30 protein-coding genes and 1 other RNA gene are annotated in these 26844 nt (G+C 62.5%); 16 read left to right on the top strand and 15 right to left on the bottom strand.

Annotated features, from left to right (window positions below):
• Window positions 1-52 precede the first annotated feature (52 nt).
• On the bottom strand, window positions 53-193 hold the full coding sequence (locus PQR67_RS09700) for a hypothetical protein (RefSeq protein ID WP_408457579.1): 141 nt from the start codon (window positions 191-193) through the stop codon (window positions 53-55).
• Between the two features lie 107 nt (window positions 194-300).
• Here PQR67_RS09700 and PQR67_RS09705 point away from each other — a divergent pair, with 107 nt between their 5' ends.
• From PQR67_RS09705 to panD, 4 genes are all read left to right on the top strand, one after another.
• Window positions 301-486 carry a DUF3460 family protein gene (locus tag PQR67_RS09705; RefSeq protein WP_054035105.1) on the top strand — a complete coding sequence of 62 codons (186 nt, stop codon included), beginning with the start codon at window positions 301-303 and terminating at the stop codon, window positions 484-486.
• Between the two features lie 4 nt (window positions 487-490).
• The gene (locus PQR67_RS09710) at window positions 491-1363 is read left to right on the top strand and encodes a segregation and condensation protein A (protein WP_408457582.1); all 873 of its coding nucleotides are present in this window, start codon (window positions 491-493) and stop codon (window positions 1361-1363) included.
• 191 nt (window positions 1364-1554) lie between these two features.
• Window positions 1555-2388, top strand: a complete 834-nt coding sequence (panC, locus tag PQR67_RS09715; protein WP_408457584.1) for a pantoate--beta-alanine ligase — start codon at window positions 1555-1557, stop codon at window positions 2386-2388.
• A gap of 50 nt (window positions 2389-2438) precedes the next feature.
• Window positions 2439-2825 (top strand): aspartate 1-decarboxylase, encoded by a 387-nt coding sequence (gene panD / locus PQR67_RS09720; protein WP_120346351.1) that lies wholly within the window; start codon window positions 2439-2441, stop codon window positions 2823-2825.
• A 59-nt stretch (window positions 2826-2884) separates the two neighbouring features.
• Here panD and PQR67_RS09725 read toward each other — a convergent pair whose 3' ends face one another.
• Window positions 2885-3523 carry a ParA family protein gene (locus tag PQR67_RS09725; RefSeq protein ID WP_408457587.1) on the bottom strand — a complete coding sequence of 213 codons (639 nt, stop codon included), beginning with the start codon at window positions 3521-3523 and terminating at the stop codon, window positions 2885-2887.
• 210 nt (window positions 3524-3733) lie between these two features.
• On the opposite strand from PQR67_RS09725, the gene PQR67_RS09730 reads away from it, so the two are divergent.
• Window positions 3734-4153 (top strand): PaaI family thioesterase, encoded by a 420-nt coding sequence (locus PQR67_RS09730; protein WP_408457589.1) that lies wholly within the window; start codon window positions 3734-3736, stop codon window positions 4151-4153.
• A 264-nt stretch (window positions 4154-4417) separates the two neighbouring features.
• Here the strand turns inward: PQR67_RS09730 and PQR67_RS09735 are convergent, their stop codons facing one another.
• Together PQR67_RS09735 and PQR67_RS09740 are read right to left on the bottom strand one after the other, a co-directional pair.
• Window positions 4418-4834 (bottom strand): DoxX family protein, encoded by a 417-nt coding sequence (locus PQR67_RS09735; protein ID WP_408457592.1) that lies wholly within the window; start codon window positions 4832-4834, stop codon window positions 4418-4420.
• 141 nt (window positions 4835-4975) lie between these two features.
• On the bottom strand, window positions 4976-6436 hold the full coding sequence (locus tag PQR67_RS09740; RefSeq protein ID WP_408457744.1) for a cobyric acid synthase: 1461 nt from the start codon (window positions 6434-6436) through the stop codon (window positions 4976-4978).
• Between the two features lie 166 nt (window positions 6437-6602).
• Between PQR67_RS09740 and cobU the strand changes: the two genes are divergently transcribed.
• From cobU to PQR67_RS09760, 4 genes are read left to right on the top strand one after another with little or no spacing between them, the layout of a single operon-like run.
• A complete protein-coding gene (gene cobU, locus PQR67_RS09745) occupies window positions 6603-7157 on the top strand; it encodes a bifunctional adenosylcobinamide kinase/adenosylcobinamide-phosphate guanylyltransferase (protein ID WP_408457595.1) in 555 nt (184 codons plus the stop codon).
• Entirely contained in the window at window positions 7157-8092 is a 936-nt protein-coding gene (gene cbiB, locus PQR67_RS09750) for an adenosylcobinamide-phosphate synthase CbiB (RefSeq protein ID WP_408457598.1), read from the top strand. Before cobU ends, cbiB begins: the two co-directional genes overlap by 1 nt.
• Window positions 8085-9122, top strand: coding sequence for a threonine-phosphate decarboxylase CobD (gene cobD / locus PQR67_RS09755; RefSeq protein ID WP_408457601.1), 1038 nt, complete (start codon window positions 8085-8087; stop codon window positions 9120-9122). The genes cbiB and cobD overlap by 8 nt, the downstream gene beginning before the upstream one ends.
• Window positions 9119-10030: a cobalamin-binding protein gene (locus PQR67_RS09760; protein WP_408457604.1), complete on the top strand. Its 912-nt coding sequence runs from the start codon at window positions 9119-9121 to the stop codon at window positions 10028-10030. Before cobD ends, PQR67_RS09760 begins: the two co-directional genes overlap by 4 nt.
• A gap of 59 nt (window positions 10031-10089) precedes the next feature.
• On the opposite strand, the gene cobC is transcribed toward PQR67_RS09760, so the two are convergent.
• The 6 genes from cobC to PQR67_RS09790 all read right to left on the bottom strand — a co-directional run bounded on the left by cobC (window position 10090) and on the right by PQR67_RS09790 (window position 15057).
• On the bottom strand, window positions 10090-10680 hold the full coding sequence (gene cobC, locus PQR67_RS09765; RefSeq protein ID WP_408457607.1) for an alpha-ribazole phosphatase: 591 nt from the start codon (window positions 10678-10680) through the stop codon (window positions 10090-10092).
• Entirely contained in the window at window positions 10665-11441 is a 777-nt protein-coding gene (locus PQR67_RS09770) for an adenosylcobinamide-GDP ribazoletransferase (RefSeq protein WP_408457610.1), read from the bottom strand. Before PQR67_RS09770 ends, cobC begins: the two co-directional genes overlap by 16 nt.
• A 74-nt stretch (window positions 11442-11515) precedes the next feature.
• On the bottom strand, window positions 11516-12577 hold the full coding sequence (gene cobT / locus PQR67_RS09775) for a nicotinate-nucleotide--dimethylbenzimidazole phosphoribosyltransferase (RefSeq protein WP_408457612.1): 1062 nt from the start codon (window positions 12575-12577) through the stop codon (window positions 11516-11518).
• A gap of 39 nt (window positions 12578-12616) precedes the next feature.
• Window positions 12617-13456, bottom strand: coding sequence for an ABC transporter ATP-binding protein (locus PQR67_RS09780; RefSeq protein WP_408457615.1), 840 nt, complete (start codon window positions 13454-13456; stop codon window positions 12617-12619).
• A complete protein-coding gene (locus PQR67_RS09785; protein WP_408457619.1) occupies window positions 13453-14517 on the bottom strand; it encodes a FecCD family ABC transporter permease in 1065 nt (354 codons plus the stop codon). Before PQR67_RS09785 ends, PQR67_RS09780 begins: the two co-directional genes overlap by 4 nt.
• A gap of 282 nt (window positions 14518-14799) precedes the next feature.
• Entirely contained in the window at window positions 14800-15057 is a 258-nt protein-coding gene (locus PQR67_RS09790; RefSeq protein WP_408457622.1) for a hypothetical protein, read from the bottom strand.
• A 547-nt stretch (window positions 15058-15604) separates the two neighbouring features.
• Between PQR67_RS09790 and PQR67_RS09795 the strand changes: the two genes are divergently transcribed.
• The 5 genes from PQR67_RS09795 to PQR67_RS09815 all read left to right on the top strand — a co-directional run bounded on the left by PQR67_RS09795 (window position 15605) and on the right by PQR67_RS09815 (window position 18057).
• Window positions 15605-15961, top strand: a complete 357-nt coding sequence (locus PQR67_RS09795) for an ATPase (protein WP_408457625.1) — start codon at window positions 15605-15607, stop codon at window positions 15959-15961.
• The gene (locus tag PQR67_RS09800; protein ID WP_064269037.1) at window positions 15958-16272 is read left to right on the top strand and encodes a cell division protein ZapA; all 315 of its coding nucleotides are present in this window, start codon (window positions 15958-15960) and stop codon (window positions 16270-16272) included. Before PQR67_RS09795 ends, PQR67_RS09800 begins: the two co-directional genes overlap by 4 nt.
• Window positions 16273-16382: 110 nt before the next feature.
• A non-coding RNA gene (gene ssrS, locus PQR67_RS09805) (6S RNA) lies at window positions 16383-16564 on the top strand.
• A gap of 95 nt (window positions 16565-16659) precedes the next feature.
• The gene (locus PQR67_RS09810; protein ID WP_408457628.1) at window positions 16660-17118 is read left to right on the top strand and encodes an EVE domain-containing protein; all 459 of its coding nucleotides are present in this window, start codon (window positions 16660-16662) and stop codon (window positions 17116-17118) included.
• Between the two features lie 207 nt (window positions 17119-17325).
• Window positions 17326-18057, top strand: coding sequence for an SIMPL domain-containing protein (locus PQR67_RS09815; protein ID WP_408457631.1), 732 nt, complete (start codon window positions 17326-17328; stop codon window positions 18055-18057).
• A gap of 92 nt (window positions 18058-18149) precedes the next feature.
• Here the strand turns inward: PQR67_RS09815 and lgt are convergent, their stop codons facing one another.
• Window positions 18150-19055, bottom strand: a complete 906-nt coding sequence (lgt, locus tag PQR67_RS09820; RefSeq protein ID WP_408457633.1) for a prolipoprotein diacylglyceryl transferase — start codon at window positions 19053-19055, stop codon at window positions 18150-18152.
• A gap of 133 nt (window positions 19056-19188) precedes the next feature.
• A complete protein-coding gene (locus PQR67_RS09825) occupies window positions 19189-20184 on the bottom strand; it encodes a LysR family transcriptional regulator (RefSeq protein ID WP_408457636.1) in 996 nt (331 codons plus the stop codon).
• 217 nt (window positions 20185-20401) lie between these two features.
• Between PQR67_RS09825 and ilvD the strand changes: the two genes are divergently transcribed.
• Window positions 20402-22075: a dihydroxy-acid dehydratase gene (ilvD, locus tag PQR67_RS09830; protein ID WP_408457638.1), complete on the top strand. Its 1674-nt coding sequence runs from the start codon at window positions 20402-20404 to the stop codon at window positions 22073-22075.
• 78 nt (window positions 22076-22153) lie between these two features.
• Here ilvD and PQR67_RS09835 read toward each other — a convergent pair whose 3' ends face one another.
• Window positions 22154-25054, bottom strand: a complete 2901-nt coding sequence (locus PQR67_RS09835; protein WP_408457641.1) for an enterotoxin A family protein — start codon at window positions 25052-25054, stop codon at window positions 22154-22156.
• A 229-nt stretch (window positions 25055-25283) separates the two neighbouring features.
• Between PQR67_RS09835 and PQR67_RS09840 the strand changes: the two genes are divergently transcribed.
• Window positions 25284-25625 carry a c-type cytochrome gene (locus tag PQR67_RS09840; protein WP_408457644.1) on the top strand — a complete coding sequence of 114 codons (342 nt, stop codon included), beginning with the start codon at window positions 25284-25286 and terminating at the stop codon, window positions 25623-25625.
• Window positions 25626-25715: 90 nt separating this feature from the next.
• Here the strand turns inward: PQR67_RS09840 and PQR67_RS09845 are convergent, their stop codons facing one another.
• Window positions 25716-26333, bottom strand: a complete 618-nt coding sequence (locus PQR67_RS09845; RefSeq protein ID WP_408457647.1) for a DUF2486 family protein — start codon at window positions 26331-26333, stop codon at window positions 25716-25718.
• 93 nt (window positions 26334-26426) lie between these two features.
• The gene (locus PQR67_RS09850; protein WP_408457650.1) at window positions 26427-26843 is read right to left on the bottom strand and encodes a DNA polymerase III subunit chi; all 417 of its coding nucleotides are present in this window, start codon (window positions 26841-26843) and stop codon (window positions 26427-26429) included.
• Window position 26844 lies beyond the last annotated feature (1 nt).

Genomic DNA, 26844 nt, shown 5'->3' on the forward strand with positions numbered 1-26844 from the left:
AGGGTGTTTGCAGCATGATGCCCGGCGAGCCTTCCGGCCGATGTCGCGTGCCTCACACAGCATCCGTTGTCGTGCCCGCCCGGATGGAAAGCCCGGATTCCCGCACCGCGCCGCCGGCCATGCGCTCGCCTTTGACGCGTTGCAGCAGCACGGGTTCCGGGCGATTTTGCAGGCCGGCCGCCGGCGTCGCCACCGTTTTTCGACCATACGCCGCGCATGCGTTAAAATTATGGAATAGCAGCGATGCCGCACGGATTCCCGCCTGGCAGCCGCCATTCCCCCAATCACGGACGTCTAGCCATGTATCAATCGGACATCACCCAGTTCCTGAACCAGCTCAAGCAACAAAAACCGAATCTGGAAGCTGAGCAGCGCCGTGGCCGGTCGCTGCTGTGGGACAAACAGCCGATCGACCTCGAAGAACGCGCCGAGCAGAAAGCCTCGCGCGTGGAGCAGACGCCTTACTCGTACTATCAAAACTTCTAAGCGCGTGAGTCACGCCGACGAGGCAAAGGGCGTCGAATCGGCGCCCGACGCCGCGCTTGCCGCGCCCGCCACCGATTCGACACCGGACACCGTCGACGGCATCGCTTTCGCGCGCCTGTACGGCGAGCCGCTCTTCAAGCTGCCGACGGATCTGTACATTCCGCCGGATGCGCTCGAGGTGTTCCTCGAAACGTTCGAAGGCCCGCTGGATCTGTTGCTGTACCTGATCCGCAAGCAGAACTTCAACGTGCTCGACATCCCGATGGCGGACGTCACGGTCCAATACCTCGGCTACGTCGATCAGTTGCGCCAGACCAATCTCGAACTCGCCTCCGAGTACCTGCTGATGGCCGCCATGCTGATTGAGATCAAGTCGCGCATGCTGCTGCCGGTAAAGAAGGCCGATAGCGGCGACGAAGCCGAAGATCCGCGTGCCGAACTGGTCCGCCGCCTGCTCGAATACGAACAGATGAAGCTCGCCGCACAGCGTATCGATCATCTGCCGCAGCTTGGCCGCGATTTCCTGCGCGCCGAGGTGTACATCGAGCAAAGCATCACGCCGCGCTTTCCGGATGTGGATAGCGAAGACCTGCGCGCCGCGTGGGCCGACGTGATCAAACGCGCCAAGCTCGTTCAGCATCACAAGATTTCGCGCGAAGAATTGTCCGTGCGCGAGCATATGAGCGCGATCCTGCGGCGGCTGCAGAACGCGCGCTTCGTGGAGTTCTCGGATCTGTTCGACACGAGCAAAGGCGTGCCGGTGGTCGTGGTGAATTTCATCGCCATGCTCGAGTTGTGCCGCGAATCGCTCGTCGAAATCACCCAGGCCGAGCCGTTCGCACCGATCTATGTGCGCCTCGCCTATCTGCCGGCCTGACGCCGCAATACGTGGCCTGCATGCGCCATCGCTGCCGCAGCCTCCCCGTTTCGGTGGGTGCGCCCCGGGAACAAATCCACTACAATCCGGCGCTCCGAACCTGTCATTACAAGTAAGGCCGCGGTTGGCGCAAAACCTGAGTTTTTGCGCCAACCGAGTCTTGCGCCGCGCGAGGAAATCCCCGTCCGATCATGAAAGTCATCAGCTCGATCCATGAATTGCGCGACCAGTTGCGCGGCCAGAATCGCACCGCCTTTGTGCCGACCATGGGCAATCTGCACGAGGGCCATCTATCGCTGATGCGTCTCGCGCGCCAGCACGGCGATCCGGTGGTGGCAAGCATTTTCGTCAACCGCCTGCAATTCGGCCCGAACGAAGATTTCGACAAATATCCGCGCACGATGGAAGCGGACATTGAGAAGCTCCAGAAAGAAGGCGTCTACGTGCTGTTCGCGCCGACGGAACGGGATCTGTACCCGGAACCGCAGGAGTACCGCGTGCATCCGCCGCATGATCTGGGCGATATTCTCGAAGGCGAATTCCGGCCTGGTTTCTTCCAGGGTGTGTGCACCGTGGTCATGAAGCTGATGTCGTGCGTGCAACCGCGCGTCGCGGTGTTCGGCAAGAAGGATTACCAGCAGTTGATGATCGTGCGCAGCATGTGTCACCAGTTCGCGCTGCCGACCGACATCATCGCCGCGGAAACGGTGCGTGATACCGACGGCCTCGCGCTCAGTTCGCGCAACCGCTTTCTGCAAACGGCCGAACGCGCCGAGGCACCGATGCTGGCCACCGAGCTCAATCGCGTGCGCGAGGCCGTGCTCGCCGGCGATCGCGACTTCGCAAAACTCGAAAAAACGGCGATGGCCGAACTGGCCGCGCGCGGCTGGCAGCCGGATTACATCGCGGTGCGCAAGCGCTCCAATCTGCTGCCGCCGGGCCCGCAAGACGCGAACGCGGAGTTGGTCGTGCTGGCTGCCGCCAAGCTCGGCACCACCCGTCTTATCGACAACCTCGAAATCTGAAGCCGTCTTAGTTTGCGCGAATGCGCATAAGAAGCCACAAGGGATTGGTCATGCAACGCAACATGCTGAAGTCGAAAATCCATCGCGTCGCGGTCACGCACTGCGAACTGCACTATGAAGGTTCGTGCGCGATCGACGAGGACTTGCTGGAAGCCGCGAACATCGTCGAAAACGAGCGGATCGACATCTGGAACATCAACAACGGCGAGCGTTTCTCGACCTACGCGATCAAGGGCGAACGCGGCAGCGGCATGATTTCGCTGAACGGTTCGGCCGCGCGGCGCGCGCAGTTGGGCGATCTGGTGATCATCGCTGCGTTCGCGGTGGTCGAAGAAGCAGAATTGAAGGCAGGCTGGAAACCGGATCTGGTGTTCGTCGACGACAACAACAAGATCAAGGGCAGCCGCGATCACGTGCCGACCCAGAACTGGACCTGAGCCGGTCTTTCACCGCACGGGCGCATACGGCGGGCGGCCACGCCGCCTGCTAATTCACATCACGCCTTCTTGCTGGCGCCGTTGGTCCACTGGATGATCGGCTGCCACTGCTCCAGATCCTTCTCCACGCGGCTTTTCGCGACATCCCACAAGGTCAGGCCGTGCGCCGCCAGTTGCACGTAGTTCTGCGTGTCGCGCAGGTAGCCCAGCACCGGCAGCTTCAGCCCCTCGACAAAGCGATGCAACTGCTCCGCTGAGCGCGTGCGCGCGTCGACGCGCATGCCCACCACGCCGATCTCGATCGCGCCTTTCCTGACCGCCTTCTCCTTCGCCAGCCGCTCGAGAAAGTCCTGGGTGGCGAGAATATCGAACATCGACGGCTGCAGCGGCACGATCACCTTGTCGGCCAGATCCAGCGCGATATTCAGGCGGTTGCCGTGCAATCCGGCCGGCGTGTCGATGACCGCGTGTTCCAGACCTCTGGGTGGTTTGGCGGGGTTTTCAAGGTCGACCTCCCACGTCTCGATGGCCGGCAGCGCAGGGGGCCGCAGCGACAGCCACGCGTGTGCGGACTGCTGTCTGTCCATGTCCGCCAGCGCGATCCATTCCCCTTGCGAGGCGAAATAGCCGGCCAGATTGGTGGACAGCGTGCTTTTGCCCACGCCGCCCTTCGGATTCGCCACCACGATCACCGTCATGAATTCTCCCGGAAAGAAGGCTGGGCGCCGCCAGCCGGTTTGCCGCGCAATTTGCTCTGACTTGCGCCGATGTGCCCTGATCCGTGCCGGTTTCAAGTTCACCCGCCGATCCAGCCGTTGATAATATCGACAAATGCACCGGGGCCGAAGCCCCCAAACGGCTATTGACTGCCTTCCACCCCTGTTTTTTCCATCGAGGACCCGAATCTCATGAGCAAACTTCGCCCGGAATACTCCATCGAGCGCCTGCACGAACGTCAGAAGGGCAAGCTGCCCGGCCTGCTGGGCGTGCATGTTCTGGCGCTGGAGCAAGGCACCCTGACTGCGGAATTGACCGTGCGCGAGGAATTGCTGGCGCCGAACGGTTTTTTGCATGCCGCCACGGTGATCGGCCTCGCCGACACCGCCTGCGGCTATGCCTGTCTCGCGCACCTGCCGGAAACGGCGCGCAATTTCACGACCGTGGAGCTGAAAAGCAACTTTCTCGGTACGGCGACCGAAGGCACGATCCGCGCGGTAGCCAAGGCCGTGCATCTGGGCCGCAGCACGCAGGTGTGGGATGCCACCGTCATTGATCCGCACGGCAAGACGATCGCGCTGTTTCGTTGCACGCAGATCGTGTTGTACTGACTGACGCGACCGGCGCAGGGGGCGCGGCGAAGGGCCCGAGATGCCCGATGTGTCCTGCGTCAGTACGATAAAAAAAGCACGCGGCCTCGCGGCGCGTGCTTTTTTGTTGTCTAGCGGGCGGGATGCCAGCGCGCTTCGGTGCCTGCGCGCCAGTTGGTCTGAATGCTTGCGCGCCGCAGTGCTTGATCAGGCAGAGGCCTCACCCGCGCCAGGCTCTACCGGCGCGCCAGATTTGGCAACCCGCCCGTACTCCGCCCAAAGCCTTCAGGCGGCCACCACGCGCGGTGTCTTCGCACTGCTCAGCGCCAGCGCACCGCCGCCGAGCAGCGACTGCACCGCCAGGGTCACCGCCCAGAAGGCCGGATATTCCCAGCCGCCGTGCGGCGAAGCGAACCCCCAGCCGTTGTGCAGATGCTGCGACATGGCGCCGAGCATGAACGGCAGCAGCACCAGCGCGACCCAGCGGACCTGCACGCCGAGCAGCAGCGCGATGCCGCCAATCAGTTCGACGAACGTCGTCACATACCCGAGCCAGCCCGGCAAGCCGAGCGAAACGAAAAACTGTGCCGTGCCCGGCAGCGTGAACACAAAAATCTTTTGCAGGCTATGCGCGAGATACAGGACGCCCAAGGCCAGACGAAGTAGCAAAGCGGCCAGATCGGCAGAGCGGTTCGAGTTCATGACGAGTCCTTTACGAGAAAGACGGCCCGTGGCGGGCGTCGACGTCAGGACTGTATTCGAACCAAATGAGATGAAAAACCACTTTCCAGGCTTTGATTATTTCCCAACAGGATTTAATCACCGCCATCCACTTGTTCTTCTTCACCCGATCGCGGCAAAAAGCTTCGATAGATCGAGATGCTCGGCGAGCGTGTCGGCGAGGCGATCCAGCGAAGCTTCACGCAACGCCGGGTAGTCGATTTTTTCAGCGTCACTCAAACCCGCCCACGCGAGCAGTGCGGCGCATGCAGCCGGCGTGTCGAACAGGCCGTGCACGTAGGTGGCGAGGATTTGACCATCCGCCGAGATCGCGCCGTCGGGATAAGCGTGGTGCTCATGGCCCAACTGCAGCGCGGGCGAACTCAACGCCGGACCCTGCGTCTCACCCATGTGAATCTCGTAACCCACGACCTCGGGTGAACCGGGCAAGGCGAGACGCCCTGTCACGTTCTTAAGCGTTTTTTCGCGCGTCAGCACCGTTGAGTAATCGAGCCAGCCGAGGCCCGCGCTCGTTCCGGGCGCGCCTTCCACGCCGTGCGGATCGGCCACTTCGCGTCCGAGCATCTGCATGCCGCCGCAAATCCCGATGACGCGGCCGCCATAGCGCAAATGCCGTTGCAGCACCCCATCCCAGCCTTGTGCACGCAGAAAGGCCAGATCGCCCGGCACATTCTTCGAGCCCGGCAAGATAATCAGATCGGTCGGCGGAGGCGGCGTGCCGCTTCGCACGTAATGAAAATCGACTTGCGGATGCGCACGCAGTGCGTCGAAATCGGTGTGATTGCTGATGTGCGGCAGCACCGGCACGACCACCCGCAACATCCGTCCGGTATCGCCACTATGCGCGGCGCGCAGTTCCGGCGGCAACATGTCTTCGGCGTCGAGTGTCAGGCCGTGCAGGTAGGGCAAAACGCCGAGCACCGGTTTGCCGGTTTTCGCTTCAAGCCAGTCGAGTCCCGGTTTGAGCAAGCTGATGTCGCCGCGAAATCGGTTGATGATGAAGCCACGCACCCGCGCCTGCTCGCTTTCCGACAGACACGCAAGCGTACCTGTCAGATGCGCGAACACTCCACCTCGGTCGATGTCGGCCACCAGCACGACCGGGCAATCGACCGCTTCGGCAAAACCCATATTGGCGATATCGCGGTCGCGCAGATTGACCTCGGCCGGACTGCCCGCGCCTTCGACAAAAATCGTCTCGTACGCCGCTTGCAGACGTGCATACGATTCCAGCACGGCCTCGAAGGCGACGGGCTTGTAGTCGTGATAGGCGCGCGCATCGAGATTCATGCGCGCCTTGCCGTGGATGATCACCTGCGCGCCGCGGTCACTCGTCGGCTTGAGCAGGACGGGGTTCAGATCGGTGTGGGCGGCAATGCCCGCGGCCACCGCCTGCAAGGCCTGCGCGCGGCCGATCTCGCCGCCGTCGACCGTCACCGCGCTATTGAGCGCCATGTTCTGCGGCTTGAACGGCGCGACCCGCACGCCGGCGCGCCGCGCCAGCCGGCACAAGCCCGCGACCAGCGTGCTCTTGCCTGCATCGGACGTGGTGCCCTGAATCATCAGTGTGCCGCGCGGCACGGGTACGGCGTGATGCGGATTCGAAGTGGAGGTGGTCACGGAGGGTCGGGTCCAGCGGTGGATAGCAATGAATGCAGGCGATGAACGCGGCATTATCCCATCGTGCCGGCACACACTGCACACCGGTACACGCCGGTACAATCACGCGATGATTTCCCGCGACCTCACCTTCGTTCTCGGCGGCGCCCGTTCGGGCAAGAGCCTGCACGCCGAACAACTGGCGAACGACAGCGCCCTGCCCGTCACGTACATCGCCACCGCCCGCGTGGCTGACGACGCCGAATTCAGCGCGCGCATCGCGCATCATCGCGAGCGGCGTCCGGCGCATTGGGCCTTGCATGAAGCGGGCGTCGATCTCGCCGGCGCGGTGTCACAAATCGATGCGCACGGCCACTGTATTCTGCTCGACTGCCTGACGCTATGGCTCGCCAACCTGCTGTGCCCGCCTGACGGCAACGGCTTGCCGGTCGATCAATATCACGCGCACTTTGCTGCGCTGGAAGCGGCGCTCATCAACGCCAAAGGGAAGATCATCGTGGTCAGCAATGAAATCGGGTTGGGCGTGGTGCCGCTCGGCGCGGCAACGCGTCTCTATGTCGACGAACTCGGGCGGCTCAATCAGCGTATCGCCGCATTGAGCACCCGCGTCACGATGATGGTCGCGGGCTTGCCGCTCGCCTTGAAAACCGCGGGCAATCCGTAATGCTGTCGCTGCCTCTGATCGTTACGCTGGCAACAGCGGGCGTTGCCATCGACCGTTGGCTCGGCGAGCCGCGCACCGCGCATCCGCTGGTCGGCTTCGGCAACTGGGCGACGCGCCTCGAAAAGCGCTACAACACCGGCCGCCGCCTGCGGCTCAAGGGGCTGCTCGCGTGGTCGCTAGCGGTCATGCCGCCGGTGCTGATCGCCTGGTGCCTCGTCTCCCTACTGCCGTTTTTTGCGGCGTGTGCGGTACATGTCGTGCTGCTGTGGTTCGCCCTCGGCGCACGCAGTCTGCACGATCACATTACGCCCATCGCGCAGGCTCTCGTGCAACGCGATCTGGCGCAAGCACGGTTGCTGACCGCGCGTATCGTGTCGCGCGACACCACTCAAGCAGACGAAGCGGCGCTCTCGCGCGCCGCCGTCGAATCGGCCCTTGAAAACGGCAACGACGCGATCTTCGGCGCGCTGTTCTGGTTCGCAATCGCGGGCGGTCCTGGCGCGCTGGGGTTTCGTCTGGCCAACACGCTCGACGCCATGTGGGGTTACCGCACGTCGCGCTATTTGCGCTTCGGCTGGGCCGCCGCGCGCATCGACGACGTGCTCAACTGGATTCCCGCGCGCCTCACCGCGGCGAGCTACGCCCTCCTCGGCGACACGCGCACGGCGTTGCATTGCTGGCGCGAGCAGGCACCGCGTTGGGACAGTCCGAACGCCGGGCCGGTCATGGCTTCAGGCGCGGGCAGTCTGAACGTGCTGATCGGCGGACCCGCGGTGTATCACGGCGCGCTTGAACACAGACCGACGCTAGGTTTCGGCCACCCCGCAAAGGCGAGTCATGTCACTGCTGCGTTGATGCTGGTCGAACGCACGGTCATTCTCTGGCTGGCCGTGCTGATCGTGCTGGCTTTGCTGAGCGTGCCGTTTCATGCCTGATCGAATAGCTGGTTATAACGTCGGTACCGGGACACCGCTCAACGCCGTGGCCCACGGCGGCAATCTGCACGAGGCGGCACAGCGTTACGGCATTCCGTACGCGCAATGGCTCGACCTGTCGACGGGTATCAATCCGCACGGCTATCCGGTGCCACCCGTTCCCGCCGATGCCTGGCGCCGCCTACCCGACGAAGGCGACGGCTTTGCCGCCTGTGCCACGCGTTACTATGGCGCGCCCGATGCGGCGCACGTGCTGCCCGTGGCCGGAAGCCAGGCCGCAATTCGCGCACTGCCCTCGTTGCTGCCGTGTGGCCGGGTTGGCATCGCGCCGCTTACTTACAGTGAATATGCACCCGCCTTCGAGCGGGCCGGACACGAAGTCGTGCCGCTGGATGTGTCCTGGGACTCGTTGCCCGACGCGCTCACTCATGTGGTCGTCGTGAATCCTAACAATCCGACGACGGAACATCTGAGCGCCGACAAGCTTCTGCACTGGCATGCGCAACTCAGCGCGCGCAACGGCACGTTGCTAGTCGACGAAGCCTTCGCCGACACGATGCCTTCAGCGTCGCTTGCAGCAAACACCGATCGTGACGGGCTGATCGTGCTACGTTCGCCGGGGAAATTTTTTGGACTTGCCGGTGTACGCGCGGGTTTCGTACTCGGCGCACCGGCTTTGCTCGACGCATTGCGTCGTACGCTCGGGGCCTGGACGGTCAGCGGCCCGGCTCGTCACGCCGTCAAGGCCGCGTTTGAAAACGAAGCGTGGCAGCAGCAGACGCGCACGCGGCTCGATGCCGAAAGCGCCCGTCTGGTGAGTCTGTTGCATGCACACGGTTTTGCCACACGCAGCACGCCGCTCTTCGCGTGGACCGACGATGCGCGCGCCGCCGCTCTGCACGAAGCGTTAGCGCAGCGTGGCGTGTGGACCCGCCTCTTCACGGCGTCGGGCAGCGTGCGCTTCGGGCTGCCCGCGAGCGACGCCGAATGGGTGCGTTTCGAAGAAAGTTTGCGCGAGGCGGTTCGATGATGCCCCGTCTACGTTACACAGTCGCCTCTGCGCTTTTCGCAATCACCCTGCACGCGCACGCCGCCATCACCGTCACCGACGATTCCGGTGCAACAGTCACCCTGCCTGCGCCCGCACAGCGCGTCATCAGTCTCGCGCCGCATGTCACCGAACTGCTGTATGCCGCCGGCGGTGGCGCGAAACTGGTCGGCGCCGTGTCCTACAGCGACTACCCGCCTGAAGCGAAGCAATTGCCGCGGGTCGGCGACAACAAGGCGCTCGACCTCGAACGGATCGTCGCGCTGAAGCCCGATCTGATTGTTGTATGGCGGCATGGCAACGCGCAACGCCAACTCGATCGTCTGCGTGAAATGCATGTTCCCCTGTTCTTCAGTGAGCCGCATCATCTCGACGACGTTGCCGTGTCGCTGACAAAGCTCGGGCAATTGCTCGGCACCTCGCCGACCGCCAATGCCGCCGCTGCGGCATACCGTCAGGATATCGCGCGATTGCGCACGAAATATGCCGACCTGCCATCTGTCAGCGTGTTCTATCAGGTGTGGGATCAACCGTTGATGACGCTCAACGGCGAACAAATGGTCAGTGACGTGATTGCGTTATGCGGCGGGCGCAATGTGTTTGCAAAACTGGCGCCGCTGGTGCCGACCGTTTCGACTGAAGCGGTGCTCGCGGCGAACCCGGAGGCGATCTTCACTGCCGCGCCCGGCGCGACCGACCCGGACACACCGCTACCGCAGCTCGACACATGGCGTGCGTGGCCGAGCCTGAAGGCGGTGGCAAACAATAATCTGTTCGCCATCGACGGCGATCTGATCAACCGGCCGGCGCCGCGTATTGCGCAAGGGGCGAAGCAGATGTGCGAAGACCTCGACCTGGCGCGCTCGCGGAGGACGAGCGGCGCGCGGTGATTTTAATCGTGCGACTTGGCGCAATTAGAGCAGGGCCCACGCAGCGCACGCACGTCCCCTCACGCATTCCACCTCACCAACGACCACTCCTGCGCGCCCTCATCCCTGCGCAACCAGACAATCCCCATCATCTCCAACGACCAGCGCAGACAGCGTTGCAACGGCACATCCAGCACCAGCGAAGCGATCACCCGCATGACGCCGGCATGCGTGACCACATACGCCGGCGACAGCTCGCGCGTCTGCGCAAACGCGTCGAACCATGCCCGCACCCGCGCGACGAATTGCGCGACGCTCTCGCCGCCGTGCGCACGTGCGTGTTCGAAATTCGCCGCCCAGTCGTCGAGCAACGCACGATCGATCGCGTCCCAGCGCTGCTGCTCCCAGGCGCCGAAGTTCATTTCCTGCAGACGATCGTCATGGCTGAGCGCGCAGCCGAAGTCGTTCGCCATGGCGGCGGCGAGCGCCGAACAACGCATCAGCGGACTCGATATGAACACGCGCGGCGGCGGCACCTGCAACGTGGCGAGTTTCAATGCAAGCGCGGTTGAGGACACTTCGGCATCTTCGGCAAGCGCGATGTCGCTCTGGCCGTAGCACACGCCCGCATCGATCGCGACAGCGGGATGACGGATCAGGACGATATCCATGCAAGCCCCAGCAGATAGATGCTCAATTCAAAAATCTGTTGTGCGAAGCCCAGGCAGTCGCCGGTGTAGCCGCCAATCCGTTTAACGAAGTAACGGCCCATGGCAAACCGCAGCGCCGCGAGCACGAGCAATGCCGCGCCGGCGAAGCGCCAATCCGGCAACCCGGGCCCGTTCGGCCAGAGCAGCAACGGCAAGCCAAACACCGCCGCGCAGAGCAACGCGGGAGCACTCAACCGTTGTGCGACCGGTTTGGCTTTGCCTTCGGCGCGCACATAGTCGAGCGTGGCCAGATAGCTGATGGCAAACACGCGGCTCGCCGCATGCGCCGCAATCATCAGACTCGCGGCGCGCACCGGCGGCAACGCGGCGAGCGTCTGCCATTTCAATGCCAGCGCAATCACGAGCGCGATAGCGCCGAACGCACCAATGCGTGAATCGTGCATGATGCGCAACACGTCCTCGCGCGTATAGGCGCCACCGAACGCATCGGCGCAATCGGCGAGTCCGTCCTCGTGAAACGCGCCAGTGACGAGAAGCGACGCAGCCATCGACAGCAGCACCGCCACGCCAGCCGGAAAAACATGCAACGCCGCGAGATAGACCAGCGCGCTCAGTCCGCCAACCAATAGACCGACAAGCGGAAAATAACGTGCCGCCGCATTCAGATAGTGCGGCTCGTAGCCAACCCAGCGCGGCACCGGCACGCGCGTGAAATAACCCAGCGCCGTGAAGAAATAGCGCAGTTCCGCGAGCGGGTTCATAGCGGGTTCATAAGTTAGCCGGACGCGCGCTTCTGTGTGACAGCGCTTCGTACACGGCCGCTTTGTACAATGAGTCAGGCATCGCGATTCGCGACCCCGGCCGATTCGAAGCTCGCCATTTCGTTGATGAACGCCACCGCTGCGCGCAGCAAGGGCACTGCGAGCACAGCGCCGGTGCCTTCGCCGAGACGCATGTCGAGCGAAAGCAAGGGCAGCGCACCAAAATGATCGAGCATGCGCCGATGCCCCGCCTCGTTCGACGCATGCGCGAACACACAATATTCGCGCACCTTCGGTGCGAACGCGTCGGCGGCCAGCAACGCCGAGGTCGCGATGAAACCGTCGACGAGGATCGTCATACGCGCCTGCGCACCGGCAAGGTATGCGCCCGTCATCATGGCGATTTCAAAGCCGCCGAAGGTGGCGAGCACGTCGAGCGGATCGTTGGAAACGGCGTGATGCGCGAGTGCCGAAGCCAGTACGTTGCGCTTTTTCGCCAGCCCGGCATTGTCGAGACCCGTGCCGCGTCCGACACATTCATCGATCGGCACGCCGCACAGGCGGCTCATCAGACACGCAGCCGACGACGTATTCGCAATGCCCATCTCGCCGAAACCGATCACATTGGTGCCAAGCGCCGCGTGATGCCGCACGCGAGCCGCGCCGGCCTGCATCGCGGCCAGCGCCTGTTCATGCGTCATTGCGGGTTCGTGCGCGAAGTTGCGCGTACCGGCCGCAACCGCAATATCGATAAGACCGTCAGTGGACGCCAGCGGCGTCGCGATGCCCGAGTTGACCACTTCGAGCTCGACGTCGCAGACGCGGCTCAAGGCATTGATCGCCGCACCGCCCGCGAGAAAGTTGGCGACCATTTGCGCGGTCACCGCTTGCGGATAAGGGCTCACGCCCTCCTGCGCCACGCCGTGATCGCCGGCGAACACGATCATCGCCGGGCGCGCGACCGTGGGGTGCGTCGTGCGCTGGATCAATCCCAACTGCCGCGCGAGTGTCTCGAGTCGCCCAAGACTGCCCGGCGGCTTGGTCTTGGTATCGATGATGTGTTGCAGTTCGGCGCGCAGCGTCTGGTCGAGCGGTTCGACATCGGTCAATCCCGGCAAACCTGGTAAAGAGGTCATAGACGTTTCAAACAGAGAGAGGGTGTTGTTATAAAGTGCTTAGCCTGCCGATGTGTCATCAGCCGCCAGCGATTCGTGATACGAGCGCGGCGCGGGAATCAGCGCCTCATGCTCGCCGTCGCGAATCAGAATCAATGGATAGCCGAACGCGCGGCTTGTTAGTGTGGGCGTCAGCACATCGTGCACCGGTCCGGCATACGCGCCGCCGTTGCCGTCGAGCAGCAGCGCATGGGTCGCGAAGCGGCGCGCGAGATTCAAGTCGTGGCACGAAAACATCACTGTACGCCGAGGCGCGCGCGTCCAGGCAGTCAATACTTCCAGACAATCGATCTGGTGGTGCAGATCCAGATGCGAGAGCGGTTCGTCGAGCAGCAACAACGGCGCCTCCTGGCACAACACCGCGGCCAGCGCGACGCGTTGACGTTCACCGCCCGACAGCGAGAGCACATCGCGCGCCGCGAATGCGGTGAGGCCCAGGCCATCTAACGCGGCATGCGCCGCTGCACGATCGGCTTCGCCTTCCCAGCCCCAACTGCTCAGATGCGGAAAGCGGTTCAGCATCACGATGTCGAGCACGCTCGCACTGAAAGCATCCGCCGCGGTTTGTGGCATCAGCGCGCGACGCTGCGCGAGCGGCAACGGTGGCCAGTCGGCCAGACGCGTGCCGTCCAGTTCGACATGGCCCGCCGACGGTTGCGCCAGACCGGCGAGGGTGGACAGCAAGGTCGTCTTGCCCGCCCCGTTCGGGCCGGCGATGCACCAGATCTCGCCTGCGTAGAAGGTATGCGTGAACGCGTCGAGCAAGGTGCGCATGCCCGCACGCAAGGTCAGGCGTTGCGCGCTGAGCGCCACATGGGGGGCATCGTGTGGATTCATCATCGGCGCCTGCGCAATAGCATCCACAGAAACACCGGCACGCCGACGATCGACGTGATCACGCCGACCGGCAATTGGGCCGGCGCGACCACGGTACGCGCGATCAGGTCCGCACCCATCACCGCGACACCGCCGCCGAGCGCCGCCGCCGGCAGCAGCATGCGCTGATCGTTGCCGAACGCGAGCCGCAGCATATGCGGCACCACGAGGCCGACAAAACCGATGGTGCCCGCCGTCGTTACCGCCGCGGCAGCCGCAAGCGACGCCACCAGATACACGCGCAGGCGCAGCGGCATCACGGCAACACCGAGTGCCTGCGCGGCAGCATCGCCCCGCAGCAGCACGTTCAGACGCGGCGCGGCGGGTACGATCGCCACCAGCACGACAACCAGCGCGGTGAGCGCCACCCACGGCATCGCGCCACCGTTCAGATCGCCGGTCAGCCAGAACAACATACCGCGCAGCCGGTTGTCCGGCGCGAGGTTGAGCAGCAGGGTAATGACGGCGCCCCAACCGGCCGCGATCACGGCGCCGGTCAGCAGCAAACGCGGCGACGTATCCTGCGGCTCCCCCCGCCATAACTCGCGACGCGCGAGACCGAGCACCAGCAGGATCGACACGAAGGCGCCGGCGAACGCGCTGACATCGACGATCCACCACGCGCAACCGGCGATCATCGCGACCAGCGCGAAGGTCGCCGCGCCGCCCGACACACCCAGTACGTAGGGTTCAGCCAACGGGTTGCGCAGCAGCACTTGCAGCAACGCACCGGCCAGCGCCAGCAACGCGCCGCACGCGAAGCCGGCCAGCGCGCGCGGCAAACGCAGCGTGCGCACGATCTCACCGGCAAGATCGGAGGACTCGACATGCGACGGATGCAACACATGCGACGGCAGCAGCGCCGCCAACACGCGCGCGGGTGCGAGCGAAACGCTGCCGAGTGCGAGCGACGCCATCAACACCGCGAGGGCGATTCCCGCGAGCGCGAACCAGATCGCGGCCGCGCGCTTCGCGTTCATCACGCGCATCGTGGCCGTGGGCAACGGACTCGAGCCGCGATTCATCGACACGTTCTCGTGCAAATCGCTGCGTCACTGACGCCGTCGACCAACCGTGAGACACGCGCCGCGCCGCGGCGAGTTATGCGAGTAAGCCGTTTCATAGTCCTTGTTCAACAGGTTCTGGATCTGCGCGGTGACGTAACAGGCCTTCGTGATGTTGTTGTAGCGCGTATACCCGTCTCGCGCACATGGCCGCTCCACGATCCTTCGATCCGTCCGCGTTCGTGCGGTCAACCTGTTCGGCCAGAAAAATTCCGCGCGAGACCTGCGGACGATCGATCAGATTCAACTAGCTTGCAGTCGCCTTCCAATGCCCGTGATGCCGTAGCCGTAGCCGTAGCCGTAGCCGTAGCCGTAGCCGTAGCCGTAGCCGAGATAGTAACTGTTGGCTCCGCCGAAACCGGAATACCGATCGCGCCGTGGATTGAGATGAATCTGGTTGCGCAAGAAGGGCACACCACACGCCTTGTCGTCGCTACCGTTGCCGTTCGGCTGAAAATACGTGACGTTCGCGTCCCATCTATCGTTGAACGTGTGACGCATCAAAACCGAGCTGCTCTCGTTCGAATAGCCGTTCGCGCCCGGATTCGCGTTGGGCGCCTGAGCCGTTTTTTTGCGTTCGATTGAGGACAGCGCTCTCCCTCTGGCCAGCATCCCGGCTAGCGACGCATTGATCCTGCCTTCCCACGCGTGGCGCGCAGTGGCACACTCGCGGGTTCAGCTTCAAACACACGATCAGAATCGACTGGCATGACGAACGCGGCCGCTTACCGTTGCGGGACCCGCAGGTCCGCGCGTTCACGCGAGGCGCGCGCCCTGCCTCCCGTTAAGCTGCGTGCACGGTGGAAAAGCGCGCGGGCATCAAAAAGTGCGGCCAGTTTAGGAGCGGCCTTCGGGTCCGTCAAGAATGGTTAATGCGTGCGCAATCTGTTCCGTTATGTGCAGGTTATTGTCCGATGCGCGGGTCGTTTTTCATCATATGGTCGATAAATGCCTGCACAAAGCGATGTTGTTACGTCTCGAAACGAGACAATTGTCGGAACCTGCGACATTCCGCGCTAAAATGCAATGTCTTTAGAGGACGCAGCAGATGCTCACCGAACTCGAAACACTTTCACAGAATATCGGCAAGCTGATCGCGATCAGCCAACGCCACAATGAAGCGCGGCTCGCGCTCGAGAATCAGCTCGCCCAAACGCATGCCGAAGCAGAGGCCACGCGCACGGAACTCGCATTAATGCGCGAGGAGCGCGACGCACTCCAGGCGGAACGCGACGCGCTGTCGGCCAAGATCGACGATGCACAGGTACGCCTGAATGCGATCCTCGAAAAGCTGCCGCGTGCCCGCGCGCACAGCGAGCCGGACAATCAGCTCGATCTGCTCGATACCGCGCCGCATGAGGTCGAAGCGGAGAGCGACGTCACCCGCCATGGAGAAAATGCATGACCACCAAGCAGATCGAAGTATCGATTCTCGGCGTGCCCTATCGCCTCGCCTGCTCGCCGGAAACTGAAGGCGCGCTGCTTGAAGCGGTCGCACGTGTCGACGCCGAGATGTCGAAGATCCGCAATAACAGCAACGTGCGCGGCACGGATCGCATTGCCGTCATGGCTGCGCTGTCGCTGGCATCGGAACTGCTTAAGCTGCAAACGAGCGTGCGGCACGGAGAAGCATTTCCCGCAGAAGAAATCCGGCGTACAATGCATCAAATGAACGAACAACTGGGTACTGTGATTCAGCAGTACAGCATGCAGTAAGTACCCGGCAGTCTCGAGCAGTTTCAAGTGGCCGGTCCTGAGACCGGCTGCGAATTCAAGCGCAATGCATGAGCGAAGAGTCATGCAAGTGATTGAGTTCAATCGGTTTGACCTCCCTGCCTGGTTCGCCAAGGTCATATATTCCTTGAACCAATGCCATGTGCACGGTTGTGGAAATTTGTAGCACGGGTGTGCGCGTCACTCTGTCTGATGTACCCGAAGTGCTGCTAACTGCGACCAATTCTGAACCCCCGGTTCAGGATGCCGGCCTAGCGGCTAAGGCGGGGACCTTATTCAAAACGGCATCGGACTTCGGTCCGGTGCCGTTTTTCTTTGGGTCTCGCATTTTCTTCTGTATTCTCAAACCTTTAACGTTCAATTCGATTCATGCGCTACTGGCTAATGAAGTCCGAACCGGACGAAGCAAGCATCGACCATCTCGCCCACGCACCGCAACACACGTTGCCGTGGACTGGTGTGCGCAACTATCAGGCGCGTAATTTCATGCGCGACATGATGCAGGTCGGTGACGGTGTGCTGTTCTATCACTCGAGTTGCCCTGAGCCAGGCATCGCCGGGATCGCGGAGGTATCGTCCACCGCCTATCCGGACCCGACTCAATTCGACAAGAAGAGCCCCTACTACGACCCGAAGTCGTCGCAGGAGACGCCGCGCTGGCTGCTCGTCGACGTGGTGTTCAAGAAGAAGATTCCGTTGGTTCCGCTTGCCGCGCTGCGCGAGCACGAGGAGTTGAAGGACATGCGCGTGCTCGCCAGAGGTAACCGCCTGTCGATCACGCCGGTGACCGAAGCCGAATGGCGCTTCATCACCAAACGTCTTGTTTGACGCTACATACGCACAAGCTGCCCGTCGTCGCTAGCGTCATACGCAAATCAAGCGCGAATCCACGCATGCCTGAAAGCAAGTGTGAGCAAACGTCAAATTAGGGAACCAAGCTCAGGTTACAGGCGCCTAACGGACTCGCAAACGTTGTGCCATCGCACGGCGTTTCGCTCAAATCGTGCACAACCTGTTCAAGCAAGGAGTCCAAAAATGACGAAAAACACCGCACGTGCACTCGCTCTCGCTCTCGTTTGTGCCGCCCCTGCCGCGCTCGCGCTGACGCCGGCCATGGCCCGCGCACAGAGTGTGACGCAGTATCAGCCCGCGGGTGTGCTGTCACTGAATGCACAGGCAAGCGCGGAAGTGCCGCAGGACGTGGTCGATATCACGCTGTTCTACGAGCAGGAAGCGAGCGATCCGTCCGCGCTCACCTCCACGCTGAATCAGCGCGCCGATGCGGCGCTGCAAAAAGCCAAGGGTGTGAGCGGTGTAACGGCGCGCACCGGTTCCTTCTCGATCTACCCGTCCACCGACCGTGATGGCCGCATTTCAGCATGGCGCGGCCGTACCGAAGTTGTGCTCGAATCGCACGACTTCGCCGCGGCGTCGAAGCTCGCGGGCCAGATGGCATCGATCATGCAAGTCGGCAACGTTCAGTTCTCGCTGTCGCCTGAAGCGCAGCGTACCGCCGAGCAGAAGCTCACTGGTGAAGCCATCAAGTCGTTCCGTGAGCAAGCCGCTTCGTCGGCGCAGGCCTTCGGTTACAACAGCTATTCGATTCGTGAAGTCAACGTCGGGCACAACGGCGTCATGCCGCGTCCCATGATGATGATGAGCGCGCGCGCCATGAGCGCCGATGCGAAGGCATCCGCGCCGGTACCGATCGAAGGCGGCACGTCGACCGTGACGGTCAACGTGTCAGGCTCGGTGCAGATGAAGTAACACGATTGACGCCTGACGTACCGCTGTAAAGGAAAAAGCCACGGCATGCCGTGGCTTTTTCATTGGCTGACCACTACGATAAAACGTAGCGGTCAGTTTGCGCCAACTGCCGGCGCCGGTTGACGGCGCGCACGGCGATAGGACCACACCAGTATGCCGATGCCCACGAGGATCATTGGCAGCGAGAGCCATTGGCCCATCGAGAGGCCCATTGCGAGCAAACCAAGGAAGTCATCCGGCTCCCGCGCGAATTCCACCGTGAAGCGAGCGAGGCCGTAGCCGATCAGGAACACCGCGGAAATCGCGCCCATCGGCTTCGGTTTGCGCGCGAAGAAGATCATCACGAAGAAGAGCACCACGCCCTCAAGCGCAATCTCATACAACTCAGACGGATGGCGCGGCAGCATGTGATATTGCGCGAACACTTCGTTCAGGTGCCATTGCGCGGCCAGTTGCGGATGCGCGGCGAGCCAAGTGGCGTCGTCCGGCGCGGCGCCCGGAAACAACATCGCCCACGGCGCCGAAGGATCGGTCACACGGCCCCACAACTCGCCGTTGATAAAGTTGCCGAGGCGCCCTGCCGCGAGCCCGGTTGGCACCATCGGCGCGACGAAATCGGTGACCTGCAGCCATGAACGTTTGCGTTGATACGCGAACAGCACCATTGCCAGGGTCACGCCGAGAAAGCCGCCGTGAAACGACATGCCGCCTTCCCACACCTTGAAGATGTCGAGCGGATGCGCAAAGTAAAAGCTCGCCTTATAGAAGAGCACGTAACCGAGCCGGCCGCCGAAAATTGTACCGAGCACACCGTAAAACAGCATGTCGTCGATATCTTTGGCAGTCCAGCCTTGCGCGGCGACGTAAGGCAAACGCAGCCGCAGCCGGCCGACGACAATCGCCGCGATGAACGCAACGAGGTACATCAGTCCATACCAGCGCACAGCAAGCGGCCCCAGATGAATGGCAACGGGGTCGAAATTCGGGTGAATGAGCATCGTGTTGTTATGGGCAGTTCGGGTTCAAAAGCGGAGTTCTAGTCGGTTTTCACGGTGCGGCCGGCGGTTTGCACATCATGCGGCGCATGCGTTGGACGGTTCGGTTTGCAATGCGTTCGCGGCAGCGTTGAACCTAACCGCCGGGCGCCACACACTGCGCCTCGACGGTGGCCGCATGCGCCCGCACGATCTCGATGAAGCCCGCCAACACCGGACTCACCTCCGCCGTGCGCCAGACCAGCCCCGTCTCGATCGCCGGCACCGATTCCGAAAGCGGCCGGTACACAACGCCAGTGCGGCGCAGGTTACGCAACGATTGCGGCACCAGTGCGACGCCCATTCCGGCTGACACGAGGCTCACGATCGTCTGCATCTGGATCGCCTCCTGCCCGGCCCGGGGCGCCAGGCCCGCCACGCCGTAGCAATCCATAATGATGTCATAAAAGCCTGGCGCCAAACGTCTTGGGAATATCACAAGCGGCTCGTCGGCCACGTCGCGCAGGCTGATCGGCGTGTCCAGCCATTCGGCGCGCGGGTCGGCATGGGGGTTGGCGGCGGACCCGGCGGCACCGCCCACGCGCGCCGCTGTTTCCGTCGACATCGCGATCACCAGCGGCTCGCGGGCGATCGGCAGCCACGAGAGCTGGGTGGCATGACGCGACGGCAGCGGCGCGATCACGAGGCCCGCATCGATGCGCCCGGCCACCAGTTCGTCGACCTGCACGTCGCTGGTGGCTTCGGTCAGTTCGAGCCGCACCCGCGGATGGCGTGCGCCGAAATCGCGCAGCAGCAGCGGCAGCAGGCCGTAATCGGCCGTCGAGACGAAGGCCAGCGACAGCACCCCCGCCTCGCCTCGTGCGAGGCTCTGCGCCAGCGGCCGCAACCCCTCCGCGCCCGCCAGCAGACGCTGAACCTCGGGCAACAGGTCGGCACCCACCGGGGTGAGTTCGACCGAACGCTTGGTGCGCGCGAACAACTCGACGCCAAGTGTCTCCTCGAGCGCCCGAATCGCTTGCGACAGCGGCGGCTGCGTCATGGAAAGGCGCGTGGCCGCTCGCCCAAAGTGTTTTTCCTCGGCCACAGTCACGAAATAGCGCAACTGGCGCAGATCAGGAATGGCTGGCAGCATGATTAATATATTTTACGACCTATTCGAGCCTGAATAATATATTAGACGCACGCTTTGCAAAACTGCATCCTTGCGCCACGCACCGGCACTAAACTGAACTGACGCGCCAACCGAAAAACCGCCGCCAATGCATGGGCCGTGCAGGCTCGACCCATGCGGCAGCGCCCGAGCACCGAACACGCAGTACAGATCAAATCAAAACAGACTGGAGTTCCCCATGGCATATAACCGTCGTTCGAAGAACATCACGCAAGGCGTGGCGCGCTCCCCGAACCGCTCGATGTACTACGCGCTCGGCTATCAGAAGGACGACTTCGACAAGCCGATGATCGGCATCGCCAACGGCCACTCGACCATCACGCCGTGTAACGCCGGCCTGCAGCGTCTGGCCGACGCAGCAGTCGCCGCGGTCAAAAGCGCGGACGCGAATCCACAGATTTTCGGCACGCCGACGATCTCGGACGGCATGTCGATGGGCACGGAAGGCATGAAGTACTCGCTGGTGTCGCGCGAAGTCATTGCCGACTGTATCGAGACGTGCGTGCAGGGCCAGTGGATGGACGGCGTGGTCGTGATCGGCGGCTGCGACAAGAACATGCCGGGCGGCATGATCGGCATGTTGCGCACCAACGTGCCGAGCATCTACGTCTATGGCGGCACGATCCGTCCCGGCAACTGGAAGGGCACCGATCTGACCATCGTGTCGTCGTTCGAAGCAGTGGGCGAATTCACGGCCGGCCGGATGTCGCAGGACGATTTCGAAGGGATCGAAAAGAACGCCTGCCCATCCACGGGTTCGTGCGGCGGCATGTACACCGCCAACACCATGAGCTCGTCGTTCGAAGCACTGGGCATGTCGCTGTTGTATTCGTCGACGATGGCGAACCCCGACCAGGAAAAGGTCGAATCGGCTGCCGAATCGGCACGCGTGCTGGTCGAAGCGGTAAAGAAGGATCTGAAACCGCGCGACATCGTCACGAAGAAGTCGATCGAAAATGCCGTTGCGGTGCTGATGGCGACGGGCGGCTCGACCAACGCTGTGCTGCACTTCCTCGCCATCGCGCATGCGGCCGAAGTGGAATGGACCATCGAAGACTTCGAACGCATGCGCAAGAAAGTGCCGGTGATCTGCAACCTCAAGCCGTCGGGCCAGTTCGTCGCGACCGATCTGCATAAGGCGGGCGGCATTCCGCAGGTCATGAAGATTTTGCTCGACGCAGGCATGTTGCACGGCGATTGCATCACGATCACCGGCAAGACGATCGCTGAAGAACTGAAAGACGTGCCGGGCAAGCCGCGCGCCGACCAGCAGGTGATCTTCCCGATCGACCAGGCGCTCTATAAGGAAGGCCATCTCGCCATCCTGAAGGGCAACCTCGCGGTTGACGGCGCGGTCGCCAAGATCACCGGCCTGAAGAACCCGGTCATCACCGGCCCGGCCCGCGTGTTCGACGACGAGCAAAGCGCACTGGAAGCCATTCTGGCCGACAAGATCGTTGCCGGCGACGTGGTCGTGCTGCGCTACCTCGGGCCGAAGGGCGGCCCTGGCATGCCGGAGATGCTCGCGCCGACCTCGGCGATCATCGGCAAGGGGCTCGGCGAAAGCGTCGGCCTCATTACCGACGGCCGCTTCTCAGGCGGCACGTGGGGCATGGTGGTCGGTCACGTCGCGCCGGAAGCGTTCGCGGGCGGCACGATCGCGTTGGTGCAGGAAGGCGACTCGATCACGATCGACGCGCACAAGCTGCTCCTCCAACTGAATATCGACGATGCCGAACTGCAGCGCCGCCGCGCCGCATGGCAGCAGCCGAAGCCGCGTTACACGCGTGGCGTGCTGGCGAAGTACTCCGCACTGGCGCTGCCGGCCAACAAAGGTGCGGTGACGGGCTAGGCACGGAGATCCCGGCGAACGTCCGATCCTCCGGGCCGTCCTGTTCGCCGGGGCGTTGCAATGCCCTTGTGCTGGTTGCTACATGTAGAACTGCTTCCCGCGCTCCTCAAGATTGGCGTACCTTTTCTGCTGCTCGACAGCCCGATTCCAGAGAGATTCTGAAATCTTTAGCCCAGGCGCTGGCTGGCCGCCGTGCAGCGATTCGTAGTGCACGCGATGAGTGGCTGGATCCACACTCACACGCCAAAAGGGCGTTCCACCAATGCCGCGAATCTCCAACTGGTTCGGCGCCGCAGGAACCGCGTACAACCCGTCCCGGAAAAGCCACGCGGCGTTGTGCGCGGCGAGCCATGTGTTGATACGACTCACATCATCCGGCTGGATGTGAGTCCTCGATTCAGCAAAGGTGTCGCCGCTACCTGAATAGGTCGAGCCGGGCAAGTCAGTCACGAACCGCGTGCTGCCTTTGGGCAGCGCGGTATCCTGGTCCTGATAGAACTGGTAAAGCTGTTGTGGCGTGCCAACGGAATTGCCCGGGAACAGACTACCCGGCGTGGGAGGTTGAACCGTGTCGCCCTTGCCGTTCTCCAGTCGCCAGGATTGCCGCGCGGCAAGCTCGCCGTGAGGTGCCTGCGGTGGGGCGACGTAAGGTGTGAACGCGGATATTCCCTCGGTCAACCACCTATGATCCTGAACATGCTGCAGACCACCGCTGTGTGGATCGTAGACAAACACGCCATTCATATTTGCCGGATCCGATGGAATGCCGCCAATATAAGCATTGCCCTTCCCGTCGATACGCAAAACCTTGCTGTAGTCGCCAGCGGAATGAATACGGCCGTCGTCCCCGATCGAAAACTTATATTCGGAATTGCTGGAATACGCCGAATCCACGGACGGATAACTATTGTCGTTGTAGAAGTTCAGCTTCGTCTTACCTTTGCCGTCATCGTTGTTGAAAAACGGCTTGATATAGACCGACCCGCGATAGTCTTCCCCCTTCGCCTGCTGGTTGTCCAGATACTGGATTTTGTCGCGCGCACGCTGGTAGAACTCGGCTGATGCCATGGCTGGATCAGCCTTGGGAACGTAGCGCGCTTTGCCGCCGCTGTTCGTCTCCGACACGAACGATTTGTGGTCGTCGTCCGTCCATATCGAATTGTTCGTGGAGAAATGCGCCAGCTGCGGCTGTGCACCCGCCGTCCGGGTGTGGTCGAAGATGTCCGAGCGATAGTCCGGGTTAACCACATAGGAACCGAGCTCGCCATTCTCGAATTTGCGCCAGCCGCGTACCTGGGAACTGTCGATGCGGCCCATCGCGGCCACCTCGCCGGCGTCCGACATGCGATCGCCTCTACCAAGGCTCGCATCGACATCGACCATGTTAGGGCTCGGTGCGACGTAGTAAACGTAGCCGCTCTTTTGAGCGCCGGACGACAGCCGCTCGGTCGCGCTCAACCTGTCTCGAAACGTTCCAAGATAGCCGGCGCCGTCCACAGCGCCCGGTCTTGCGGCTAACTGGAAGTTATGCAGGTCCAAGTTGACGTTTTGCATTCTGGTGTCCTGCAGATTGAATCCGTTCGCCTGTTTCATCTGCTCGGGCGTCACATTCGAGGGTCGATAGAGCGTATACGGTTGTGGGTCCGGCACAGGACCCAGATCGCGTTTATTCTCATCGTGCGGCGGCCGGCCACGCTGCTCGAAATTTGGCGGGGGCAGACTCACGGACGGGAGCGACAATGCATGCGCGCCTTGAAGACCGTGATCCCCGTTAGCATCATCCAGAGAGTGGAACGACGCATCGCCCAAGGACGAGCGCTGTGGGGCTGCCTCGTCATAGGGTTGCCACGTGCTCGCCGCGGCATACGGGAACACGTCGAGATGGGAGATACCCCCGTGTTGGGGATAACCGTTACCAAGCAGGCTATCCATCGCGGTGCTCATCTGCCGGAAATTCTGATAATCGAACGTCCCGTAGTTGGGGTCGTATATCTGGTATCGGTCATTCTCATAGTTTTCCGACGGATTGAGCCGTTGCACTACGATCATATGACTTTCATCTAGGCGAACGCCGTCGACGGTGCCGGCGCTAGGCGGGTCGCGGTAGTTGATCACTACCGGCATCATCACAGTCTGATAGCTTCCCCGACCGTCGTCCGAACTATGACGCTCTCCAAATTCGTATGCCAGCGTGCTGTGCAAATCGTCTCCGCCTCTAACAGCGAACTCGCCGGATCGTGCAACAAACCCGGGCATGTCGTCCTCGATGTTGTCCTGGTTGCGTTCCTGCATCCGGTCGAGTCCGTCGAGTGTCCGTTGCCTCGTTCGCGGATCGGCCAGACGATCATGCGTAAAGCTGTTCACTTCCGCCAGATTCGACGCCCGCCCCGTCGCTATGTTGTAGAAGCTGGCGGTTACCATGCCGGCGCAATGATTCGGCAACGCAGTTGGATCGTCCGCCGCCCCCTGCATGGCCGCAAAGCCGAGACCGTTATTTCCCGTCGAAGGACCCGCAAGGGCATCGAACGTTGGATGGTCATCGGGTTGGCGATCCGCCGGAGGCGGGGGTGTCCTGCGAACGCGCTGCAGGGTGTCCGAACTTCGCGAACTTTGTGCTGACAGGTCTGCGTCGTTGGTTTTTCCCGGGTCCGGAACGGCAGCGGCTTCCTTTGCCGGCCTCTCTCCCGAGCGCGCTTGCAGATTTGCACTGCGCAAGGCTGCAAACCGCTCCGCTGTAGAAAAAGTGGACTTTGGCGCGGCTTCTCCGCCCCCTGTCTGCGAGACTGCGCGGGCTGCCCGCGTATCGCCTGCTGCCAGCGGACTTAACGGACTCGATACGGGTTCTTTTTCTGGCGGCGTCTTCCCGCCCGCAGAGCTAGCATCACGCCGCACGGTTAGCGGTAGAGGATACGTCGAGCCATCCAGGTCGTCGGGGAAAACTGTGGACTTGGTACTGCCAATACCGGATGTCGTCATCATTGCACCTTGCGAAATCAAACATTAGGGTTGTCTGCGTGCGAAGGGTTGGCACAAGGCCAATGACGATGAAACCAAGATTGCCGATCATCCGGGTAGTACTATGCGATAGCCGCTCAATCGCAATTCCGCCCGAAAGCTCACTGCAAAGGGGCGCACGGAAAACCGTGCGCCCCTTTCCTTTTATAATGCGTGCACCACGAGTCGGGCACCTGCACCGACGGAGACCAGAATGAAATCAATGTCGTATGCGGCGCTTGCAGCGGCCGGCGCGCTGGGCGCCATGTTAAGCGCCGGCAGTCCGGCGGCGCATGCGGAGGCCTCCGCCGGTCTCGCGCTTGCCCAGCAGCAGAATTGCATGAGTTGCCACTCGGTGTCGCGTCCGGTCATGGGACCGGCGCTGCATGACGTCGCCGCGAAATACGCCGGTCACGACGATGCCGCCACCTATCTGAAGCGCAAGATTCTGGATGGCAGCACGGGGGTGTGGGGTCGCGTGCCGATGCCCGCCAATACGCAACTCACGCCCGATCAGGCGGCTACGCTGGCGAGTTGGGTGATGACCCTTAAATGATTGACGCTTGATTGACGACTCAGAATGACCGCAGTCCGGCGACCGCGGTGAGCGCACCCGGATCAAGGGGCGCCCCGTCATCCGCCATGCTCAGGCGCTGCCTGAGCGCCGCGCGAGTTCCTGATCGACCGCTTCCTTGACCCAGCCGGTCATTTCGGTCTCCAGAGCCAGCGCCACTTCGCGCGTGATCTGGTTGACCAGCCACGCCGTGTGATCCTGCAACGCACCGCGGCAGCGTGCTTCGATAATGCCACGCCCCTCGCCCGTCAGAAAATTCGTGAACCGCCCACGCAGACGCTCGGCAATGAGATCCGCATCGAGATTCGGCTGCGGCTGCGCGAGTGCCTCGTGAGCGATATCCGGCGGCACGATCGTGCCCGCCTCGATCGGCGCATGTGGCTCGGCCCGATCGAAGACACCCGTTGACGGCGCAACGGCGGGCTCATGCCCGTGCCGGTGATCGGCTGCGTGGTGCGCCCTCGTGCGTTTTTTTGCGTGAGCATGTTCTGCAGGATGCGCGTGCTCCGGCGCAAGCGTTGGCTCCTCACGCTCGAGCACCGGCTCAGGCTTGTGCGCCGATTCCTGCGTGGTCTCATCAGGAACGGATACCGGCTGCATTGCCGGCGCATGACGCACCTCGGCAGGCTTGCCCGGTACGAGAATCTCGTGCAGAACAGGGATGGAACTGTCGTCGTTAGGATCGGACACGCGCACTCTCCGTGTTTGAGTCCAAGCTGAAGCAGGTCGCGCACACGTCGAATTCACCCGACGGAACACCACGCAACACAGGCGGAACGATGCCTAGCTGCCTTGCTTGTAGTTGTTCAAAGCATAGCCGCGATCGCGATAGAAACGATAGCGTTCGCGGCCCGCCGCGAGTTCGTTGTGTGCGTTACCGACCACTTCCAGCAATCTTTCAAAACGCGCGAATTGCGCCGGCACCGCGGCGCCGAGATTGAGCAGCACCTGATGGTGCGGCACATCATCGAGATTCGATGTCAGCACGATCGGCGTTTCTCCGGCGAGCGGTGTGCCCGCCATGCAGTGCGGCACGAAGTCGAGGGGCGAGAAGGTCCACAACTGCTCGTCGAAAGCCCGCAGGCGCTCGGGCTCGGCCAGCACGATGGTCGGCTGGCCCGCCTGATACGCCTTGCGGATCAGGCGGCACGCGTACAGCAGCGAATCGCCGACGTTCGAATGAAAATCGATTCTTGTCATC

This window comes from Paraburkholderia fungorum (genome assembly GCF_046026025.1).
Classification (GTDB): domain Bacteria; phylum Pseudomonadota; class Gammaproteobacteria; order Burkholderiales; family Burkholderiaceae; genus Paraburkholderia; species Paraburkholderia fungorum_E.

Coding starts and splice junctions, on each gene's coding strand:
- PQR67_RS09705 (WP_054035105.1), top strand. CDS start 301: ATGTATCAATCGGACATCACCCAGTTCCTGAACCAGCTCAAGCAACAA.
- panC (WP_408457584.1), top strand. CDS start 1,555: ATGAAAGTCATCAGCTCGATCCATGAATTGCGCGACCAGTTGCGCGGC.
- panD (WP_120346351.1), top strand. CDS start 2,439: ATGCAACGCAACATGCTGAAGTCGAAAATCCATCGCGTCGCGGTCACG.
- PQR67_RS09725 (WP_408457587.1), bottom strand. CDS start 3,523: ATGACGGTGATCGTGGTGGCGAATCCGAAGGGCGGCGTGGGCAAAAGC.
- PQR67_RS09730 (WP_408457589.1), top strand. CDS start 3,734: ATGAGCAAACTTCGCCCGGAATACTCCATCGAGCGCCTGCACGAACGT.
- PQR67_RS09735 (WP_408457592.1), bottom strand. CDS start 4,834: ATGAACTCGAACCGCTCTGCCGATCTGGCCGCTTTGCTACTTCGTCTG.
- PQR67_RS09740 (WP_408457744.1), bottom strand. CDS start 6,436: ATGATTCAGGGCACCACGTCCGATGCAGGCAAGAGCACGCTGGTCGCG.
- cobU (WP_408457595.1), top strand. CDS start 6,603: ATGATTTCCCGCGACCTCACCTTCGTTCTCGGCGGCGCCCGTTCGGGC.
- cbiB (WP_408457598.1), top strand. CDS start 7,157: ATGCTGTCGCTGCCTCTGATCGTTACGCTGGCAACAGCGGGCGTTGCC.
- cobD (WP_408457601.1), top strand. CDS start 8,085: ATGCCTGATCGAATAGCTGGTTATAACGTCGGTACCGGGACACCGCTC.
- PQR67_RS09760 (WP_408457604.1), top strand. CDS start 9,119: ATGATGCCCCGTCTACGTTACACAGTCGCCTCTGCGCTTTTCGCAATC.
- cobC (WP_408457607.1), bottom strand. CDS start 10,680: ATGGATATCGTCCTGATCCGTCATCCCGCTGTCGCGATCGATGCGGGC.
- PQR67_RS09770 (WP_408457610.1), bottom strand. CDS start 11,441: ATGAACCCGCTCGCGGAACTGCGCTATTTCTTCACGGCGCTGGGTTAT.
- cobT (WP_408457612.1), bottom strand. CDS start 12,577: ATGACCTCTTTACCAGGTTTGCCGGGATTGACCGATGTCGAACCGCTC.
- PQR67_RS09780 (WP_408457615.1), bottom strand. CDS start 13,456: ATGATGAATCCACACGATGCCCCCCATGTGGCGCTCAGCGCGCAACGC.
- PQR67_RS09785 (WP_408457619.1), bottom strand. CDS start 14,517: ATGAATCGCGGCTCGAGTCCGTTGCCCACGGCCACGATGCGCGTGATG.
- PQR67_RS09790 (WP_408457622.1), bottom strand. CDS start 15,057: ATGCGTCACACGTTCAACGATAGATGGGACGCGAACGTCACGTATTTT.
- PQR67_RS09795 (WP_408457625.1), top strand. CDS start 15,605: ATGCTCACCGAACTCGAAACACTTTCACAGAATATCGGCAAGCTGATC.
- PQR67_RS09800 (WP_064269037.1), top strand. CDS start 15,958: ATGACCACCAAGCAGATCGAAGTATCGATTCTCGGCGTGCCCTATCGC.
- PQR67_RS09810 (WP_408457628.1), top strand. CDS start 16,660: ATGCGCTACTGGCTAATGAAGTCCGAACCGGACGAAGCAAGCATCGAC.
- PQR67_RS09815 (WP_408457631.1), top strand. CDS start 17,326: ATGACGAAAAACACCGCACGTGCACTCGCTCTCGCTCTCGTTTGTGCC.
- lgt (WP_408457633.1), bottom strand. CDS start 19,055: ATGCTCATTCACCCGAATTTCGACCCCGTTGCCATTCATCTGGGGCCG.
- PQR67_RS09825 (WP_408457636.1), bottom strand. CDS start 20,184: ATGCTGCCAGCCATTCCTGATCTGCGCCAGTTGCGCTATTTCGTGACT.
- ilvD (WP_408457638.1), top strand. CDS start 20,402: ATGGCATATAACCGTCGTTCGAAGAACATCACGCAAGGCGTGGCGCGC.
- PQR67_RS09835 (WP_408457641.1), bottom strand. CDS start 25,054: ATGATGACGACATCCGGTATTGGCAGTACCAAGTCCACAGTTTTCCCC.
- PQR67_RS09840 (WP_408457644.1), top strand. CDS start 25,284: ATGAAATCAATGTCGTATGCGGCGCTTGCAGCGGCCGGCGCGCTGGGC.
- PQR67_RS09850 (WP_408457650.1), bottom strand. CDS start 26,843: ATGACAAGAATCGATTTTCATTCGAACGTCGGCGATTCGCTGCTGTAC.